We start from the raw sequence: 17,116 nt of genomic DNA on the forward strand, positions 1-17,116 counted from the left end.
CATATTGAGCCCCATTCACGCATATCAGGTTGTTCCCTGATTCTCTGGTTACCCGTTGTTCCCGGATAGTTGGGCCAATTGCTGACGTAATTGTTGATTTTCCCTGACCAGGTCGTGTTCACGGAAAGCCTGTTTCATGTTCTCTCTCAGGTGTTCCGGCTCCCAGGGTTTGCAGATAAACCGGAATATGGAGCCTTCATTGATAGCGCCCAAAACCGTATTGAGATCGGTGTAACCACTCATGACGATCCTGACCGCCTCCGGGTGAATGTCTTTCACTCGACGCAGGAACTCCGTTCCGTTCATTTCGCCCATTCGCTGATCTGCCATTACCACTTTTACATCGTGCTTCGCCAGCAATGCAAAGGCATCCGTAGGATTGTCGGCGGTTAAAATCTGATAAGGCTCATAGCGCAGCTCCCGCTTGATCGAGCGCAGAATGTTGATATCGTCATCGATAACCAGCAAGGTGCGGGATTCCGGTTGTGCCAGGACGCTCTCCTCGCTGGTGCCCCAGGGCTGGTCTTCAAGAACAAAGTGTTTACAGGCCTCCACCGGCAGAGGAGGTGAGTAAAAATAGCCCTGTATCAGGTCACAGCCGGTACGAACCAGAAAGTTGTATTGCTCTGGTGTTTCCACTCCTTCGGCCACAATCTGCATCCCCAATGTTTTACTGAGGGAGATTACGGCTTTAACAATGGCGGCACTCTGCGGGTCGGAGGTCACCTGCTCGACAAAACTCTTGTCTATCTTGATCTGGTCAAATGGAAAACGCTTGAGGTAGCCCAGGGAAGAGTATCCGGTACCGAAATCGTCCATGGAAAGCTTGATGCCCATATCCTTGATCTGTTTCATGGTCTTGATGGCCTGGTCCACGTTGGCCATGACCATGCTTTCGGTAATCTCAATTTTCAGGAGACTCGGATCCATGGAGGTTTCTTCAAATATCTGTTTGATCAGAGGAACACAGTTGGCATCCTGAAACTGCCTGGAAGACAGATTGACGGAGACCGTGATCGGCGGCAGATTCTGTTCGCGCCAGCTGATAGCCTGCTGGCAGGCTGTTCGTAATACCCAGGCATCAATTTGCAAAATCAGCCCGGTCTCCTCTGCGATGGGTATAAACTCCAGGGGCGAAATAATCCTGTCATCCCTTTGCCACCGCACCAGAGCTTCCAATCCGGCAGTACGTCGGCTGGCAGGACTCAGTTGTGGCTGGTAATAAAGCATTAACTCATTCTGCTCTATTCCCTGTCTCAGGAAACGCTCCAGGGACATGCGCTTCTGGATCGATGCATTCATGTCTTTGGTGAAGCTGCAAATCCGGTTCTTGCCCCGGTTCTTTGCCTGATACATGGCTGTATCTGCATTCTTAAGTAGAGCTGTCGCATCCTGTCCGTCTGAAGGGTACATGCAGAACCCGATACTGGTGGTGATGACATGTTCCTTGTTGTCCAGAATTTGAGGCTGCGCCACACGCAGCAGAATTCGTTGCAACACAGTGGTAATGCTATCAAGATCACTTTCCTCATTCAGGAGCAGGACAAATTCATCTCCTCCCAGTCGGGCCAGGGTATCCGCAGTCCGGACGCAGGATTTGAAAATGCTGACGATGTTTTTCAGCAGGCGATCACCAATGTCATGACCCAAGGTGTCATTCACCAGTTTGAAGTTATCCAGATCAATGACCGCCAGGGCAAAGCCATTCTTGTGCCGGGCGGCATTCGCGATGGCTCTCTGGATTCGATCCATCAGCAGGTTGCGATTCGGCAATCCGGTGACTTCGTCGTAGTTGGATTTGTATTCCAATTGTTCCTGATAACGCTTGGTTTCGGTGACGTCATTGACCACGCCAACATAATGACTGATATTACCGGCCTGGTCCCTTACCGGGGCGATCTGCAGATCATTCCAGAACAGGGAACCGTCCTTGCGATAATTGCGAAGCAGGGCGCCGCCCTTATCTCCTGAGTCAATGGCGCGTCTGATGCTGGCAATGCCGAGTTGATTACGGTCATCATTCTGCAGAAAGCGACAGTTCTTACCCAAGGCTTCTTCTTTTCGATAACCGGTAATACGTTCAAAGGCGGGATTCACATAGACTATGGGGTTGTCCGGCAAACTTGTATCGGTAATCACAACCGCATTGATACTGGCTTCCACTGCCCGGGTACGCAGAATCAGTTCCTGCTCCACCTGGCGTTGCATGGATATGTCCTGAAAGACCCCGATGACACCAGACTGTTGCTTGTTGTTATCCAGCAGCGGCACTGCTGAGACTAACAGTGTTCGGTTCGGCTCCTCGTTCTCAGATCGAACGCCAATAACCTTGTTTAGTGAGGGATGCCCGTCTTCCAGTGTCTCGACCAGGGGCCATTCATCGGGAACCAGGGATTTGCCGGTGCTTTCCCACCAGCAGTCCTTATTGGTCAGGGAATGGATCGTTGTGAAGTCATGCCGTTCCCACAAATGCTCCATTTCATTGTTATAAAGCAATATTTCCCCATTGGACTGTGCAACGCATACACCAACGGGCAGGGTTTCCAGAATCGTACGTAAAAGCGCTTCACTACGCGTAAGCGCATTTTGCGCAGATTCTTTTTCCTCCATCTCGGCCACTAACGCTGAGGTCCTTTGTTCAACCAGAGCCTCCAGACTGTCATATAAACGAGCCCTGCCCAGTGCGACCGAGAACTGGTGACCGATGGAGATCAGAGGTTTCATGGATTCGCTGTCCCAGGGTTCTCCAGTCTCGTTGGTCACATTGAGTATGCCGATGATTTCATTGCCGAGCTTCAAAGGAATGGTGGCATGGGCCTGCTGTTCGGATACTCCATCCAGCGCCGGGCAGCCTTGTATATTGATGGCTTCGGATAGTTGGTCGCTATGCATCGCGTGGGTGCAGGGGCACTGTGGATGACAGCGTGCAAGAGTATCTTTGTTCACCTGGGGACCCTTGAATCCCATCAATCTCCACGGGTTATTCCAGTCAATGTCGTCGGGCATCAAAAGCCATACGGAATCGGCATCGGGGAACTCTTTGACCTGGGACAGGGCTCGTTCAATGATCTCATGTTCATTGGTCGCGCCGCTTAGATCTGCCGTAAAATGAAACAGACTGTTGATCAGTGTATTGGAACGGGTCAGCTGCTGATGTTTGGACTTTAATTCACGGTTCAGGCGAATGCCTTCTTCGTATGTGGAAATCAAAAGGTCGAGAATTTGCTGGCGGGCAGACGTAATAAAATGGCGTTTGCCTCCCAGTATCACTTCTACGCCCATTTTGACCCGGTCATGTTCCCGGTGCCGGATATTGGCCATGAAATATTGGATACGGGACATCAGATACTCTTCGTCATAAGGCTTGCGAATGAAGTTATCCGCACCGCAGAGCAGCCCTTGTATGACGTCCTGAGGATCCGTTAGCGTGGTGACGAGAATGACCGGAATTGCTTCTGTCTCCGGGTTGTTTTTCAGATGCTTGCAAAGGGTGTAACCATCCATTTTGGGCATCATGATATCGCTGATAATCAAAGTGGGAGGGTGATCGGACACCAGCTTTAAAGCTTCTTCACCATTACTGGCCACCACAACGCTGGCATGATTCTCCTCAAGCAAAGCCTGCAGTTGTAATGCCTGAGTCAGACTATCCTCTACGATCAGGATCTCGGTATTCTTTAACATAACTCCTCCCTACCGTTGATCGCGTATTACCTGCAAGAGGCAAACACCCTGTTAATAATTTCGGCAAGCTTTTGTGGCGGTGCCACTTGCGAGACAGCGCCAAGTCGGACCGCTTCTCCGGGCATACCGTTGACCACGGCAGTTGCCTCGTCCTGCGCCAGGGTTAGTGCGCCGATGGAATGCAGTTGAGACATTTCCTGCGCGCCGTCCTGCCCCATGCCGGAGAGTAAAACGGCCACTGTACGATGCTTGAAATGCTTCGCCACGCTCTCGAACAGGTGCCCTATCGACGGTCGGTTGTGACGCAGCGGCGGGCCGTTTGACAAGCGAATATGGCCGTCACTGTCTATTTCCATATGACAATTATCCGGTGCCAGATAAACATGGCCGGGTTCGGCCAGTCTTCCGAATTCACCAATCTGAACTGGAAAACCGGTGGTATTTGCCAGCCATTCACAAAAACTGCTCAGAAAACCCTGTGAAATATGTTGTACGACCAGAATGGGAACCGGGACCGGCGGAGTCAGATGCATCAACAGTAACTTGAGCGCTACCGGGCCTCCTGTTGAAGCCCCGATCACAATGATTTCCGGTTTCTGTCGACTCAGCAGGTTGGGGGTAGCCTTTATCAATGGTTGCCTGGGCGTTCTGCGTATCAGTTTGATATCGCTGATGACCCGTATGGTACTGATCAGTGCTGCCGCATCCTTTTCAAAGTTCGGATGCCCGGGGCCCTGTGGTTTTTGGAGCACGGTGATGGCTCCGGCTTCGAGAACCTTCATGGCCAAAGCTGTATCGTGATAGCTGTAGCTGGCAGTCACGACGACAATGGGTATAGGTTGGTTTTCCATGATCAGGCAAGATGCTTCGCAGCCATCCATTTCCGGCATATCAATATCCATGGTGATGACATTGGGGTGGAAAAGCATCGCCATTTCCACCGCCTGATGCCCATTCTCAGCCTCTCCGACAACCGTCATCCCGGCTGCTTCAATGATATGCCGTAATAGTTCCCGGACGACGGATGAATCATCCACGATGAGTACCTTCATAGAGTGACCTCTGGTCGATTCCTTTTCCCGCTCACGGTCATATCCTCGCTATTTTCTAAAACAGTTGCCTGATGTATCTACAACCGTTATCCGACGAAACTGCAACAATTGTCCGGCGTTTCTACAGCAGCTGTCTGATGGTATTGAGCAGGTTCACCTGGTCAAAACTGCTTTTTACGATATACGCGTTAGCGCCCACATCGAGTCCGCGTTCCTGGTCTTCCGGACTTTGCAGAGCGGTGACCAGAACCACAGGCAGGCTGGATAATGATCGATACCTGCGGACTTTGTCGGTGAGCGTGAATCCATCCATATGGGGCATTTCGATATCCGAGACCAGCAGGTCAAAATCGGATTGTCTTAACATGCTCCAGGCTTCCATCCCATCATTGGCTGTCGTCACCTCGTACCCTGCGTTTTCAAGAATGGTTTTCAGCAGGCCTCGCGAGGTGATGGAATCCTCTGCCACCAGGATCTTTGATCGTTGTCCGGGGGCTTCCTCTGAGTACATTGTTATGGAGGAGTGGGCTGTGGCACAGGCCGTTTGATATAAATCCTGGGGATTGAGTACAGGTATGACCCTGCCGTCCCCTAGTTGTGTGGCGCCCAGAATATTGGGAACGCGGATCAGTTGTGGCCCCAGTGATTTCAGGATGATTTCTGTGTCATCAATGATTTCGTCCACCTGCAGACAGAAGTCTTTGCCGGCGGCGTAGAGTTGCACGGTCTGCAACCTGGTGCCTGAAATTCTTCTTTCCGTTTCGCCGTCCAGCTGCAGTATTTCGGCAAGCCTCCAGACAGGAAGCACTCTGTCGGCGACGGTGACGGTCATCCTGTTTTCAATGGTTCTGACTGACTCCAGCGGTAAACGCATCGCTCGAATAACCGCTTGTGCCGGAATCGCCATGATGAATTCATCCACCTTGACCAATAGGGCACGGAAAGTCGCCATACTTACCGGTAAGCGCATGCTGAAGGATGTTCCCTGGCCGGGAGTGCTCTCCAGCTGCACCTGTCCGCCGATCTGTTCAATATTGTCACGAACAATGGCCAGACCCAGTCCGCGCCCCGAAATGTCAGTAATCATGGAACTGGTGGATAATCCCGAATTGAATATCTGGTGATAAATTTCCTGATCGCTCAGGTCTGAAGCATCCTCTTCATTGAGAATTTTCTGTTCGACGGCTTTGTTCCTGATCTTATCCGCATTCAGTCCCCGTCCATCGTCACTGATGGTGATCACAAATCTGGATGCGTCATCCTGGGAAAAATCAATCGACAATATTCCTGCGGCCGATTTACCTGCGACCAGTCTTTCAGATGGAGGCTCAATGCCATGATCAATTGCATTCCGGATCAGATGCTGCAATGGAATCTTCAGTTCATCCAGAATACGTTTGTCCACCGTCAGCGAATCCCCTTCAACTGTCAGGTTAATCTGCTTGCCCGATGCCTGGGCAATCTCCTTGGCCATGACTGGAATACCTTCCAGCAGAACATTGCAGGGGAGCAGCAAGACATTCTGCATTTCCAGATGCAGAGCTTCACTGGCCGTGGCAATGTTCCTGGCAACCTGTTCAGCATTTCGGGCCAGTATGCTCAGGCGATATTCCCATTGCCCAAGGTAGTCAATGACCCAATCGCTGAATTCCAGAAGCGTTTGCTGCTCGTCGGGGATTGCCTGTTTTAAATGCTCTGACTGCTGCCTGATCTGACGACAGGCAATCGCAATGTTGTGACGATGTCTGTGCCACTCAGTGAAATTATTGGCGGCCTCTTCTGCATGGGAGTGTGTTTGGACCGCTTCAAGTTTGGATTGTTGGAGGTCTTCAATATGAAACAGCAGAGTGTCCAGGCTTGTAACGTCTACCTTCAAGCGCCGCTTGGAGTTGACCGGACCAATGGGGGGCAATGGTGAAGTCGAGTCCTCCAATACCTGAGCGGAATCTGACGCGGCTTCTTCTTGTGGAAACGTTGCGCTGGCGTCCGGTTCGCCTGTTGCCAGGCTGTCCGACTCCAGTTGGATGCAAAGCATTGGTAAAGAGTCCGGCGCTTTGGCATCCGGATGTTTGATCAAGTGATGCAACATTTTTTCGGCTTGTCTGCATAGCTCCAGGTGCTGCTGATTAAACTCCTGTTGGTTTTTCCTGATCCGGGCAAACAGGCTTTCCCAGGCCTGACACAGGATTTCCACGTCTCCCAGTGCGACAGCGCGGGAAGCTCCTTTGAGACTGTGAATCTCACGATAAACGGTTTCCAGCAATGCCGGGTCGACAGGTGGGGTTGCCATTGCAAGACGATCGGCCAGGTTACCAAGGCGCTCCCCTGCCTCCGCAGTAAAAGCGACCAGCAGGCGTTTGCGAAGACTTTCGTTATACTTTCCCATAGCTGAGACCGATAATCATTGGTGTTACACGTTGGCTTAATCAATATTGAGAATTTTTGCCATACAACCTTCCTCAACCCAGTGCGTTCACAATCAATTTTGGGTCGGCCAGTAGTCTGGCCGCATCAAGAACGGCATATTGCGACGACGTTATGCCGTAAAGGTAGTCACTTTGGGGGCCGCCCAGATATTCCGGCGTCGGTAAAATGTCGTTCTCGTATATGGCGTGCATGCCGATAACCTGGTCTGTGAGCAGTCCGAATTCCATGGTTTCCTCTGCAATGATCAGCAGGCTGTTACGGTCGGTGAGGCCTTTTTGGGGAAGTTTGAACAACACCCTCAGGTCGACGATGGAAACCATTCTGCCCATGTAACTGACCACGCCCATAATATGAGACGGCGTGCAGGGAATCGGGGCAATCTGCCTGGCGGGTATTACCGTAACCACGTATTCCGGGGGGACGGCGTATACCTCTCCTGCAATCAGGAATAAAAGCCAATCTTTGCTGGTTCGCTCCTGAAGATCTTCCTGCACGGTGGCGAGCGTTTTGGCACGCTCTTTTAAGAGCCGGTTTGTCATTTCCGGCGACGGGCTGAACTCTTCGCTAAGCACGTGTTGGCTATGCCTCAGCTGCTGCTTGAGAGCTTCCCAGTCAATGGCCCCGGAGACTGATGACATGTCTAAAGCTCCCTTAACGTTTCAGCAATCAATGTATTCAGGTCACTGACTGTCAGTCCGTCACCCTCCGGGATTGGTGCTTCAGGAGACCATTGCAGCAAAAGTTCCCGGCAATTTCTAAGATGCTTTTTGGCTTCTTTCGGCTGCTGCAACCTCAGGTTCAGAAGTCCTGTGAAATAATGGGCAAGAATAAAATCAGGCTGTAAATAGAGCATATTGCCCAACCATTTGAGGGCTCTGTGTGGTTGTTCTCTTTCAATGTCGACTGTCGCTAGAATCCAATAGGGGGCCGGCTCCAGACGGTTCAATTCAATGACTGCCCGTGCCCACTCTTCAGCTTGCAGCAGTTGATTCAAATTGGCGTGACAGCGTGCATTCAGTAATCCGCATTGAATCCGTTGTCCCGGGCTGAGAGAATGTGGTGGCCGGTTTTTGATAATCTCCAGGCAATCTGCGTAGGCGCCCTCTACGAACAGCCTGTTGGCTTCGACTATAAAATCGGTTCCAGGTGATTCAAGAGGATGACTGATGTCCGGTTCCGCAGAGTGTTGCGTGTCGGGCGACCAGCGCTCTTCCTGAGAATTTTCTCGAGCCTGCTCAGCCAAATCAGAAAAGCCGGATAAACCAGAAGACTCGGGGAAGCCAGAGGAGTCAGGAAAGCCAGAAGAGTCAGAAACGTGAGATGAGTCAGAAAAGTGAAGAGAATGAGGAGTATTCGATAAGTGGGCAGGTTCAGCCTCAAACCCCTGTATTTCTCCGGAAGAGGATGTCCAGGCACTGTCATCCGGAGGCAGGGGCATTGCTTGGTAAAGGTCGAAGGGCGTTTGCTTTAAGACGACGGAACTCGGCCAGTGATCCAATGCCACTCCCGCATTCTGGCATATCAGGCTTTCAGCGGCAGAAAGCAACAGAACGCCATTTCCAGACAGACGTTTCAACAGATTCAGCAAAGTATTGCTGGCCTGCTCAGTACTGAAATACATGAGGACATTGCGGCACAGAATAGCGTCAAACTCTGCATCTGTTGGCGCCAATACATCAGGTTTTCCGGAGCGTTCTACATCAATCAGGTTGAATTGACTGAACTGAACCCACCGAGTGAACTCGGGTTTTATCTTCCAATGTCGTTTGCCGGTCAATGGCGTGAAATATCTGTTTCGCCAACTGGGGTTGGTCTGTCTGAAAGACCAGGAGCTGTATTCTCCCCGTTGGCCCTTAGACAGGGACTTGGCATCAATATCGGTTGCGAGTATCCGAATATCCCATTGATCGGCATCGGGAATGAGTTGATGTAACAGGAAAGCCAATGTATAGGCTTCCTCTCCACTGCAACACCCGGCACTCCAGAACCTTAGTCGTCTCCTGCCTTGCTGACGTCGCTCGGCAACGAGCTCCGGTAGAAAGTTTGAACCAAAGTGCAGCCAGAATTCAGGGTCCCGAAAAAAATAGGTTTCGCCGATGGTTAATTCCTGGGAAAGGTGATGGAGGATGTGGGGGGAAGGATGTTTTTTCAACAATTCCCGAATGAGTTGGCTGTCATTTTCACAACCTGCGCTCATGGCGGCCTGGCTCAGATGGCATCTGAGTTCACTCCATCTGTCCAAGGGAAAGTGGAGTCCCCACAAAGACTCAATCTTCTGCTGAATCAGCTTCTGTTTGACTCTGGAAACTTCTGATTTCCTGTGTCCACTAGTGGTCAGGCATGGCATCCCTAAGCTCCTTTTGCTCATTCAGATTCAGCAAAGCAGAGACATCATGAATCAGTAATATGCCATCGGGTAACGAAGCAATGCCTTTTAGCATGGCAGAAGGAGATGGCAGAATTCCGTTAGCGATGGATTCTGATACCGTTGTACAGAACACATCGTCAACGCTGTCTACCAGAAGAAGCAAATCAAGCCTTGTGCAGGAAGCCCATATGAGACGGTCTTCAATATGTGGCGGGCGGGGCGGGAGGCCGAATTTTTGGCGTAAGTCTACCACTGGCAGGAGTTTTCCCTGCACATTGATGACCCCGCAAATAGCATGCGGTGCCTGTGGTATAGGACAAATCGCAACAGTCCGTAGTACCTTCCTGATACTGTCCAGCTCAATTGCATAGCTTTGCTCATCGAGACTAAAGCGCAGCAGTTGAACTTCCGTGACTTCCTGCATGGCATATCTCCTCAGATCAGTTTAAGCATAGCCCCCATGCTGTCTTTTGTACAAACGGAGTGGAGGTGCAAATGAACTTATGAAGTTACAGTTTGTAAAAGGGGCTGAGTGGGTATCAAAAGGGGAGAGCAGGCATCGGAAAGATGCAGAGAAGAAACCGGCCCCGTTGAGAAACGGGGCCTGTAGGGATCAGCGTTCGATGGCCAGGGCAACTCCCATTCCGCCACCAATACATAGGGTCGCCAACCCTTTGCGGGCATCCCGCTTGATCAACTCATGCAGCAAGGTTACTAACACTCGGCAGCCTGAAGCGCCAATAGGGTGACCCAGCGCAATTGCCCCGCCATTGACGTTGACAATTTCTGTGTTCCAGCCCAGATCACGATTGACGGCAATCGATTGCGCGGCAAAGGCTTCATTGGCTTCCACCAGGTCAAGGTCGTCGACACTCCAGCCGGCTTTTTCCAGGCAGCGACGCGTAGCAGGGACCGGACCAGTTCCCATGATCGATGGGTCTACGCCGGCGTTGGCGTAGGCTGCGATAGTGGCCAGCGGGGTCAAGCCCAGCTCTTTGGCTTTTTCTTCGCTGCACAGAAGAACAGCTGCTGCCCCATCATTCAGGGCTGAAGCATTGCCCGCGGTGACAGAGCCATCCTTTTTGAATGCCGGACGAAGTTTGGAAAGTGCGTCAGCGGTTGTCCCGTGACGGGGATTTTCATCCTGCTCGACAATGAGAGGATCCCCTTTACGCTGCGGGACACTGACTGGCGTGATCTCGTCGGCGAAACGACCGGCCACCTGAGCCGCTTCGGCTTTCTGCTGTGATGCAGCGGCAAAGGCGTCCTGTTCTTCCCGGCTGATGTCGTATTTGGCAACAATGTTTTCCGCCGTGATTCCCATGTGGTAGTCGTTAAAAGCATCCCATAGGCCGTCTTTGATCATGGTATCCACGAGTTCCCAGTTGCCCATGCGCTGACCGCCGCGGGAGTTGGGCAGTACATGAGGAGCCTGACTCATGTTTTCCTGGCCGCCGGCGATGACGATATCCGCATCACCTAACGCAATCGCCTGTGCCCCCAGATGAACGGCTTTGAGTCCGGAACCACAGACTTTGTTAATGGTCATGGCCGGGACTCCGTTGGGCAGACCAGCCCTGATGGCGGCCTGTCTGGCAGGATTCTGCCCGCTTCCGGCCGTCAACACCTGGCCCAATAGAACTTCGTCCACTTGGGTGGGGGCCACGCCGGTTTGTTCCAAAAGGTGTTGTATGACGATACTGCCCAAGGTGTCTGCGCTGACTGTGGAAAGTGCTCCGCCGAAAGCTCCTATAGGGGTTCGTGTGGCGGCTGCGATAACCACTTTTTTCATGATGTGCCTCTCCTTATTTGGATGTGTGCAAAATGTGTATTGTTATTATTTTTATCGTCGTATTAAGGGGTCGTTGGCGTTCCATTTTACCGCTTGTTGCGATGCTTGAGCGCCAATTGCCCCTGTCGCTCTGTCAAAGTTGGAAATTCTGTCTCAATATCTGATCGCCCCTATGATTCCAGAGACGCCTTGTCTATCTGTGTGACTGCGTCGATTCGCAGCATGTCCAATTGTTCCCTGAGCTTTGTACCCTTAAAACCTTTTTCGACAAGGGTCTTGGGGCTGATGTTCTTGCAGGCAGCCAATGCCAACCGCAGGAAGTCTGCCTGGGGATAGGGGAGGGTTTCCCATCCGGGGCGGCCACGGGCATCAGCTTCACAAGCCAGCAAAAATAGATTGAATCGTTCAGGCCGGCGCCAGGCGTCACAGCGGTCCAGCAGCTTCACGACAGACACCGGCTCTAGTGTCAGTACCTTATGACATTCGGTATGGCATTCGGCCACCAGCAGAGCGAGCTCTTTGGCCGATTTGGACGTTTTCAGTCTATCGCACAATGCCCTGATGGTCGGTAAGCCGTTGGCACCATGGTTGATATGTCGGGGTAGCTCTTCCTTCGGGGTCAGCCCTTTGCCGATATCGTGACATAGCACGGCGAACCGGGTGTCCGTGTCGACATTCAGTTTTGCCGCTTCCTGCAGGCAAAGCAGGAGATGGATACCGGTATCCACCTCGGGATGATACTTCTCCTCCTGGGGAACACCGAATAAGCTTTCCAGTTCCGGGAATAGAGGTCCCAATGCTTGGGTGTCGTGGAGGACATTGATAAAAATCCAGGGCGACTTTTCTCCCAATGCCCGTTGGGTTTCCTGCCATACTCTCTCTGCGGTCAGGGCTTCCAGCTCACCGGAGGCAGCAATGGTGGACATGAGGTGCAGCGTTTCCGGTGCGATTTCAAACCCCAGGCGATGAAAGCGGGCTGCAAATCTGGCTACTCTCAACACCCGCAGGGGATCCTCTGCAAATGCGTCAGAGACATGGCGCAGCACCCGATTTTTCAGGTCTTCTGCGCCATTATATGGATCCACCAGTTCGCCGGATTCGTCCATAGCGATCGCATTAATGGTGAGATCCCGTCGTTTCAGGTCTTCCTCCAGGGTAATATCCGGCGCAAAGTCACAGATGAACCCGGTATAGCCTCGGCCGCTCTTGCGCTCGGTTCTTGCAAGTGCATGCTCTTCCTTGGTTTCCGGGTGCAGAAACACCGGAAAATCTGCGCCGACCTGCTGATAACCCTGGGCCAGCATTTCCTCGGGGGTAGCTCCTACGACTACCCAGTCCCGGTCTTTGCTGGGGATACCGAGTAGTTGGTCCCTGACTGCACCACCGACCAGATAACGTTGCATAAACTTCCTGATTCTGAATATTGACCGGCTAGATTACCCGGCTTGTGGATCGTCCACAAGGCATGACCGATGCTGTTATGGCACGAAAATTTCATTGCTTGTATAAAACCGTGACATCGCACAATTGCGGCAAAATTGTGCCGGGCCACTGTCCTCACTCATGCCTTCACCTATGTCCTATGTTTGGTTATAGGTGTTAATAGGGCGGTGAATGATGAGCAGGGTGGCAAAAGAGAATAGGTAGCAACGTTGCTCTCCTTCTTCCATAAAAGGCAAATGCACGTTCCATAAATAAAGGTAAATGCACGTGACGATTTCAAAAACCTCTGACCGTAACCATGATTTCCGTCTCAGTCCGGGGATTGGCTGGTTGGCGCTGGTGGCTGTTTCAGTCGTTCTGGCAGCCTGTCAGGCCCCTGTTCAGAACCAGAATGCCAATGGGCAACAGTCTGCCATGCAGGACTACGATCCGATCGTGATCCGGGTGTCCGGGTATGGTACCTATGAAGACCCCAAGCATGCGTCGTCTCAACGCATGAGATTGCTGGCAATGCGAGCGTCCAAACTCGATGCCTATCGGGCATTGGCGGAGCGAATCTATGGCACTGTGATCTATGGTTCTTCATCTGTCCAGGCACTGGTGCTGCAGCATGATGAATTCAAAACCATGGTGGACAGTGTGATCCGGGGAGCTCGGGTCATGAGTATTTCAGAAATGAAGGGCGGTGGTTTTGAAACAGTCCTGGAAGTGGTTCTGGAGCCCAGGTTCCGACAGTGTCTTACCAATGTGAACTACTTCCGCTATACAGAAGAATGCCGCATGCCGTTGCCTCACGGTGATCCGGAAATCCATGCCAGCATGGAGGCCCCTGCCACTGGAACCAGCAGTATGTACTACATCGGTAGTCAGCCTGAAAATAAAAATGGCAGCCAGTCTGGCAATAGTGAAAGCGGCGAGACCATGAAGGAATGATCCTTCTCAGATCTGCGGTGAATGCAATGACGTTGATGCACTTTAAAACAGCTCATACTCTCATTCTGAACGGCCTATTGGCGATACTCCTGTTTGTGGGCCAGCCGGCTTCGGCAGAATGGGTGCGTGTCACGGGGGAATCCCTGGTTCGGGGCGGAGATGTTGCCGCTGCACGCAAGGCGGCTCAACAGGATGCTATCAGCCAGGCTTCATTGCAGTTCGGGGCGTCTATTTCAAGCCAGGATACCGTGGAGCAGGGACTTCTTACTGAATCCACCATCAAAGTGAGAAGTCATTCATATGCCAGCAGGATAGTGCCGGTATCTGAGGAAATTATTGACGGTACCTTGCGCTTGACGCTGGATCTGGACATGCAGGCACAGAAGTCAGAATTATGTGCAGGAATGCAGACCAACCAATATCGCCGTCATGTGGCCCTGCTCAGTTTTGCCCTGGAAAATCAGACTCAGGCCAGTGTTGGTGGCCTTTATGATATCGATCGTGAATTGCCCACGGCGCTGAATGGCATGTTATTGAATTCACCCCGGTTACTGGTGAGCCAGGCCAGCCATATTCAGCTGTATCAGGAGCTGGTTAACGCACCGACCCACGAAACAGAGCAGCGTACTCTAACCAAGGCGGTGGACGAAGCGCGGAAACTTGGTGTTCAGTTCATTGTCTCGGGAGTCGTGAGGGATGTCTCGCTGCGCAGTCCGGATGCTTATAACCGCTCAATTGTTAAAAATGTGAGCCGTTGGCTGACCCTCAGTGACCTGGAAAGGGTATTTGTGGTGGATCTGTTTATCCATGACGGTTTCAGCGGTGCCATCATGTTTGAAAAGCGTTACAGCACCATCGGTGAATGGGATGCGGACCCGGAACAGAACCGCCCATTATTGTCAGCGGAGTTTCGGGAACTGGATTACGGTAAAAAAGTTGCCAATGTTCTGCATAGCATGGCGGCGGATATTGAGGCCAATCTATCCTGTCAGCCGTTTATGACCCGGATAACCCGGGTGGAGGGGCGTAATATCCTGTTTGAGGCCGGTGCTAATTCAGGAATTCGGCCCGGAGACCGCTTTCAGATCTACCGCTCTCGTCAGTTATACGATGGTACCCGGTTTCAGGGAACCCATTTGGCGGATATGAAACTTGCTCTTCAGGTTGGGCTGGTTCAACCGGAGATGTCCAGTGGGGACCTTAGTCTGGACCCCACCCGTATTAATATCCAGGCCGATGATGTTGTTGTAAGCTGGTGATATATAAAAGGTTGTCGTATTTTCTGGGACGTGCGAAAAGGTATTCAATACAGAGGCTCTGTCCCATTTCTCTTCTCCATTCTCGCTATTAACATCCCTTCCTATCGTCTGTCTAGACGTAATAAACGTAAGGTAATTAGGATTCAGCATTAGATATAAGTATAATGCGCGGGCCAAATTCGATGGAGGGCCGTGACATCGGCTCGGGTGACACTACCCACCGGGTACACAGATAATCCGGAACCTAAATCTCGAGCGGCTTATACATGACCGTTAAGCCGGCAGGCAGCCTGGGCCATACATCATCGTGGCACAGGTCTATCGTTGGGGTTCCAAACATGACCCTCAGCTAACTGATTCTCGTGAAAGGCAAAACAGAATGACTGTAAAATCTGCTGATGTACTACTTGTCGGCGCCGGAGTCATGAGCACAACCCTGGGAATGATGCTCAAGCAACTGGACCCGTCCCTGAAAATCATCATGGTCGAACGACTTGACCATGTCGCCCACGAAAGCACGGATGGATGGAACAATGCCGGCACCGGACATGCCGCCTATTGTGAACTGAACTACACCCCGCGTACTGCTGACGGCAGTATTGATATTTCCAAAGCCATATCGATCAATGCGGCTTTCGAAGTGTCTTTGCAATTCTGGTCTTACCTGGTTGAAAAAGGGGCCCTACCTACGCCTACCCAATTTATCAACCGAGCTCCTCACCTCAGTTTTGTGTGGGGAGAGGATGACATCCAATTTTTACGGCAACGTTACGAAATGATGCATAAGCATCATTTGTTCAAGGATATGGAATTCACCGACGATCCTGACGTTGTGAAACAGTGGGTTCCATTGGTAATGGGCCAGCGGGATACCTCTCATAAAGTGGCCGCGACCAAAGTAGAGTATGGTTCAGATGTGGATTTCGGATCACTGACCCGAAATATGGTCAGCCATCTCCAGTCACTACCGGACTTCGAGCTCATGTTGAGCCATTCCGTGAAAGCTCTGACACAACAGCCTAACGGACGCTGGAACGTTAGAGTGAAAGACCGTAAAACCAAAGAATCCATGTACATCAACGCCAAATTTGTTTTTCTTGGCGCTGGTGGCGGAGCGCTTCCGTTACTGCAGAAATCAGGTATTCCAGAAGGCGAAGGTTACGGTGGTTTCCCTGTCAGTGGTCAATGGCTGGTGTGCCAGAAGCCGGAGATTGTCAGCCAGCATTATGCAAAGGTATACGGTAAGGCCCCGATCGGAGCGCCCCCAATGTCCGTACCTCACCTGGATACCCGGATTATCAACGGCAAGCCTGCTTTGTTGTTCGGACCATTTGCCGGATTTACCACCCGCTTCCTGAAGGATGGATCGGTGTTTGACCTGCCTTCTTCCTTTAAAGGAGACAATTTCGGACCGATCTGGTCGGCGGGCATGGACAATCTGGATTTGACCCGTTACCTGATCAAGGAAGTGTTCCAGTCACAGAAAGCCAGGGTCAATTCGCTGCGTAATTTCTTCCCCGAAGCCAAAGATGAAGATTGGCATCTGGCAGTTGCCGGGCAGCGGGTACAGATCATTAAACGCTGTGCGAAAGATGGCGGCAAACTGGAGTTCGGTACCGAGGTGGTTTCTTCCAAAGACTCTACCCTCGCTGCGCTTCTCGGTGCATCTCCAGGTGCGTCTACGGCGGCACAGACCATGGTCAATATCATTGAGAACTGCTTTGCTGACAGGATGGCCTCAGAAGAATGGCAGGCGAAGATGAAAGAGATGGTACCTTCCTATGGTCAGTCCCTGGTTGACGATGCTGAGCTTGCCGATAGGGTTCGCCAGCGGACTTTGGGGACTCTGGGATTGAAGCCGGCTGAAACGGCTTCTGCCTGATCTCTTTTTTGATCACATCCTAAAGCACCGAGCCGGTACTGGCTCGGTGCTTTTCGTATTTCACCTTTCTTTCCCTTTCCCCCTTCTGTCCCTTTTCTCCTTTCGCTTCCTTCCTCTTACTACTGCCACCGGTAGTTCCGCTTGTTGATCGTTTTATACGTATCTCCAACTCCTGTTGAAGCGGCCGCACATCATCCTGGTAATCCGTGATTCATTTTGACGCTATAACTGGTAAATGAAATACCAAATTAGGGCAAATTCTGGTGCGAGCCGCTG

General features: G+C 51.7%; 11 protein-coding genes. 3 read left to right on the forward strand and 8 right to left on the reverse strand.

What is annotated here, in order from left to right:
* Window positions 1-48 precede the first annotated feature (48 nt).
* From BTA51_RS22465 to BTA51_RS22500, 8 genes are all read right to left on the reverse strand, one after another.
* Entirely contained in the window at window positions 49-3,684 is a 3,636-nt protein-coding gene (locus tag BTA51_RS22465) for an EAL domain-containing protein (protein WP_094711329.1), read from the reverse strand.
* A 26-nt stretch (window positions 3,685-3,710) separates the two neighbouring features.
* A complete protein-coding gene (gene cheB / locus BTA51_RS22470; protein WP_094711330.1) occupies window positions 3,711-4,736 on the reverse strand; it encodes a chemotaxis-specific protein-glutamate methyltransferase CheB in 1,026 nt (341 codons plus the stop codon).
* Window positions 4,737-4,857: 121 nt separating this feature from the next.
* On the reverse strand, window positions 4,858-7,122 hold the full coding sequence (locus BTA51_RS22475) for a response regulator (RefSeq protein WP_094711331.1): 2,265 nt from the start codon (window positions 7,120-7,122) through the stop codon (window positions 4,858-4,860).
* A gap of 73 nt (window positions 7,123-7,195) precedes the next feature.
* Window positions 7,196-7,801: a chemotaxis protein CheW gene (locus tag BTA51_RS22480; RefSeq protein ID WP_094711332.1), complete on the reverse strand. Its 606-nt coding sequence runs from the start codon at window positions 7,799-7,801 to the stop codon at window positions 7,196-7,198.
* Between the two features lie 2 nt (window positions 7,802-7,803).
* Window positions 7,804-9,510 (reverse strand): CheR family methyltransferase, encoded by a 1,707-nt coding sequence (locus BTA51_RS22485; RefSeq protein ID WP_168188261.1) that lies wholly within the window; start codon window positions 9,508-9,510, stop codon window positions 7,804-7,806.
* Entirely contained in the window at window positions 9,491-9,955 is a 465-nt protein-coding gene (locus BTA51_RS22490) for a chemotaxis protein CheW (protein WP_094711334.1), read from the reverse strand. The genes BTA51_RS22485 and BTA51_RS22490 overlap by 20 nt, the downstream gene beginning before the upstream one ends.
* 189 nt (window positions 9,956-10,144) lie before the next feature.
* Window positions 10,145-11,323: an acetyl-CoA C-acetyltransferase gene (locus BTA51_RS22495; protein WP_094711335.1), complete on the reverse strand. Its 1,179-nt coding sequence runs from the start codon at window positions 11,321-11,323 to the stop codon at window positions 10,145-10,147.
* A gap of 170 nt (window positions 11,324-11,493) precedes the next feature.
* Window positions 11,494-12,726, reverse strand: coding sequence for a multifunctional CCA addition/repair protein (locus BTA51_RS22500; RefSeq protein ID WP_094711336.1), 1,233 nt, complete (start codon window positions 12,724-12,726; stop codon window positions 11,494-11,496).
* Between the two features lie 307 nt (window positions 12,727-13,033).
* Between BTA51_RS22500 and BTA51_RS22505 the strand changes: the two genes are divergently transcribed.
* The 3 genes from BTA51_RS22505 (at window position 13,034) to mqo (ending at window position 16,840) form a co-directional block, all read left to right on the forward strand.
* Window positions 13,034-13,699: an LPP20 family lipoprotein gene (locus BTA51_RS22505; protein WP_246841138.1), complete on the forward strand. Its 666-nt coding sequence runs from the start codon at window positions 13,034-13,036 to the stop codon at window positions 13,697-13,699.
* A complete protein-coding gene (locus BTA51_RS22510) occupies window positions 13,696-14,958 on the forward strand; it encodes a flagellar assembly protein T N-terminal domain-containing protein (RefSeq protein WP_246841139.1) in 1,263 nt (420 codons plus the stop codon). The genes BTA51_RS22505 and BTA51_RS22510 overlap by 4 nt, the downstream gene beginning before the upstream one ends.
* Window positions 14,959-15,337: 379 nt before the next feature.
* Window positions 15,338-16,840, forward strand: a complete 1,503-nt coding sequence (gene mqo, locus BTA51_RS22515) for a malate dehydrogenase (quinone) (RefSeq protein ID WP_094711338.1) — start codon at window positions 15,338-15,340, stop codon at window positions 16,838-16,840.
* The last annotated feature ends 276 nt before the right edge of the window (window positions 16,841-17,116 follow it).

This window comes from Hahella sp. CCB-MM4 (assembly GCF_002260525.1).
Taxonomy (GTDB): Bacteria; Pseudomonadota; Gammaproteobacteria; order Pseudomonadales; family Oleiphilaceae; genus Hahella.

What these genes read in the sequence shown, in the direction of transcription:
- BTA51_RS22485 (WP_168188261.1), bottom strand. Translation starts at nt 9,510, where the DNA reads ATGCCATGCCTGACCACTAGTGGACACAGGAAATCAGAAGTTTCCAGA.
- BTA51_RS22510 (WP_246841139.1), top strand. Translation starts at nt 13,696, where the DNA reads ATGATCCTTCTCAGATCTGCGGTGAATGCAATGACGTTGATGCACTTT.
- BTA51_RS22480 (WP_094711332.1), bottom strand. Translation starts at nt 7,801, where the DNA reads ATGTCATCAGTCTCCGGGGCCATTGACTGGGAAGCTCTCAAGCAGCAG.
- BTA51_RS22490 (WP_094711334.1), bottom strand. Translation starts at nt 9,955, where the DNA reads ATGCAGGAAGTCACGGAAGTTCAACTGCTGCGCTTTAGTCTCGATGAG.
- BTA51_RS22495 (WP_094711335.1), bottom strand. Translation starts at nt 11,323, where the DNA reads ATGAAAAAAGTGGTTATCGCAGCCGCCACACGAACCCCTATAGGAGCT.
- BTA51_RS22475 (WP_094711331.1), bottom strand. Translation starts at nt 7,122, where the DNA reads ATGGGAAAGTATAACGAAAGTCTTCGCAAACGCCTGCTGGTCGCTTTT.
- BTA51_RS22500 (WP_094711336.1), bottom strand. Translation starts at nt 12,726, where the DNA reads ATGCAACGTTATCTGGTCGGTGGTGCAGTCAGGGACCAACTACTCGGT.
- cheB (WP_094711330.1), bottom strand. Translation starts at nt 4,736, where the DNA reads ATGAAGGTACTCATCGTGGATGATTCATCCGTCGTCCGGGAACTATTA.
- mqo (WP_094711338.1), top strand. Translation starts at nt 15,338, where the DNA reads ATGACTGTAAAATCTGCTGATGTACTACTTGTCGGCGCCGGAGTCATG.
- BTA51_RS22465 (WP_094711329.1), bottom strand. Translation starts at nt 3,684, where the DNA reads ATGTTAAAGAATACCGAGATCCTGATCGTAGAGGATAGTCTGACTCAG.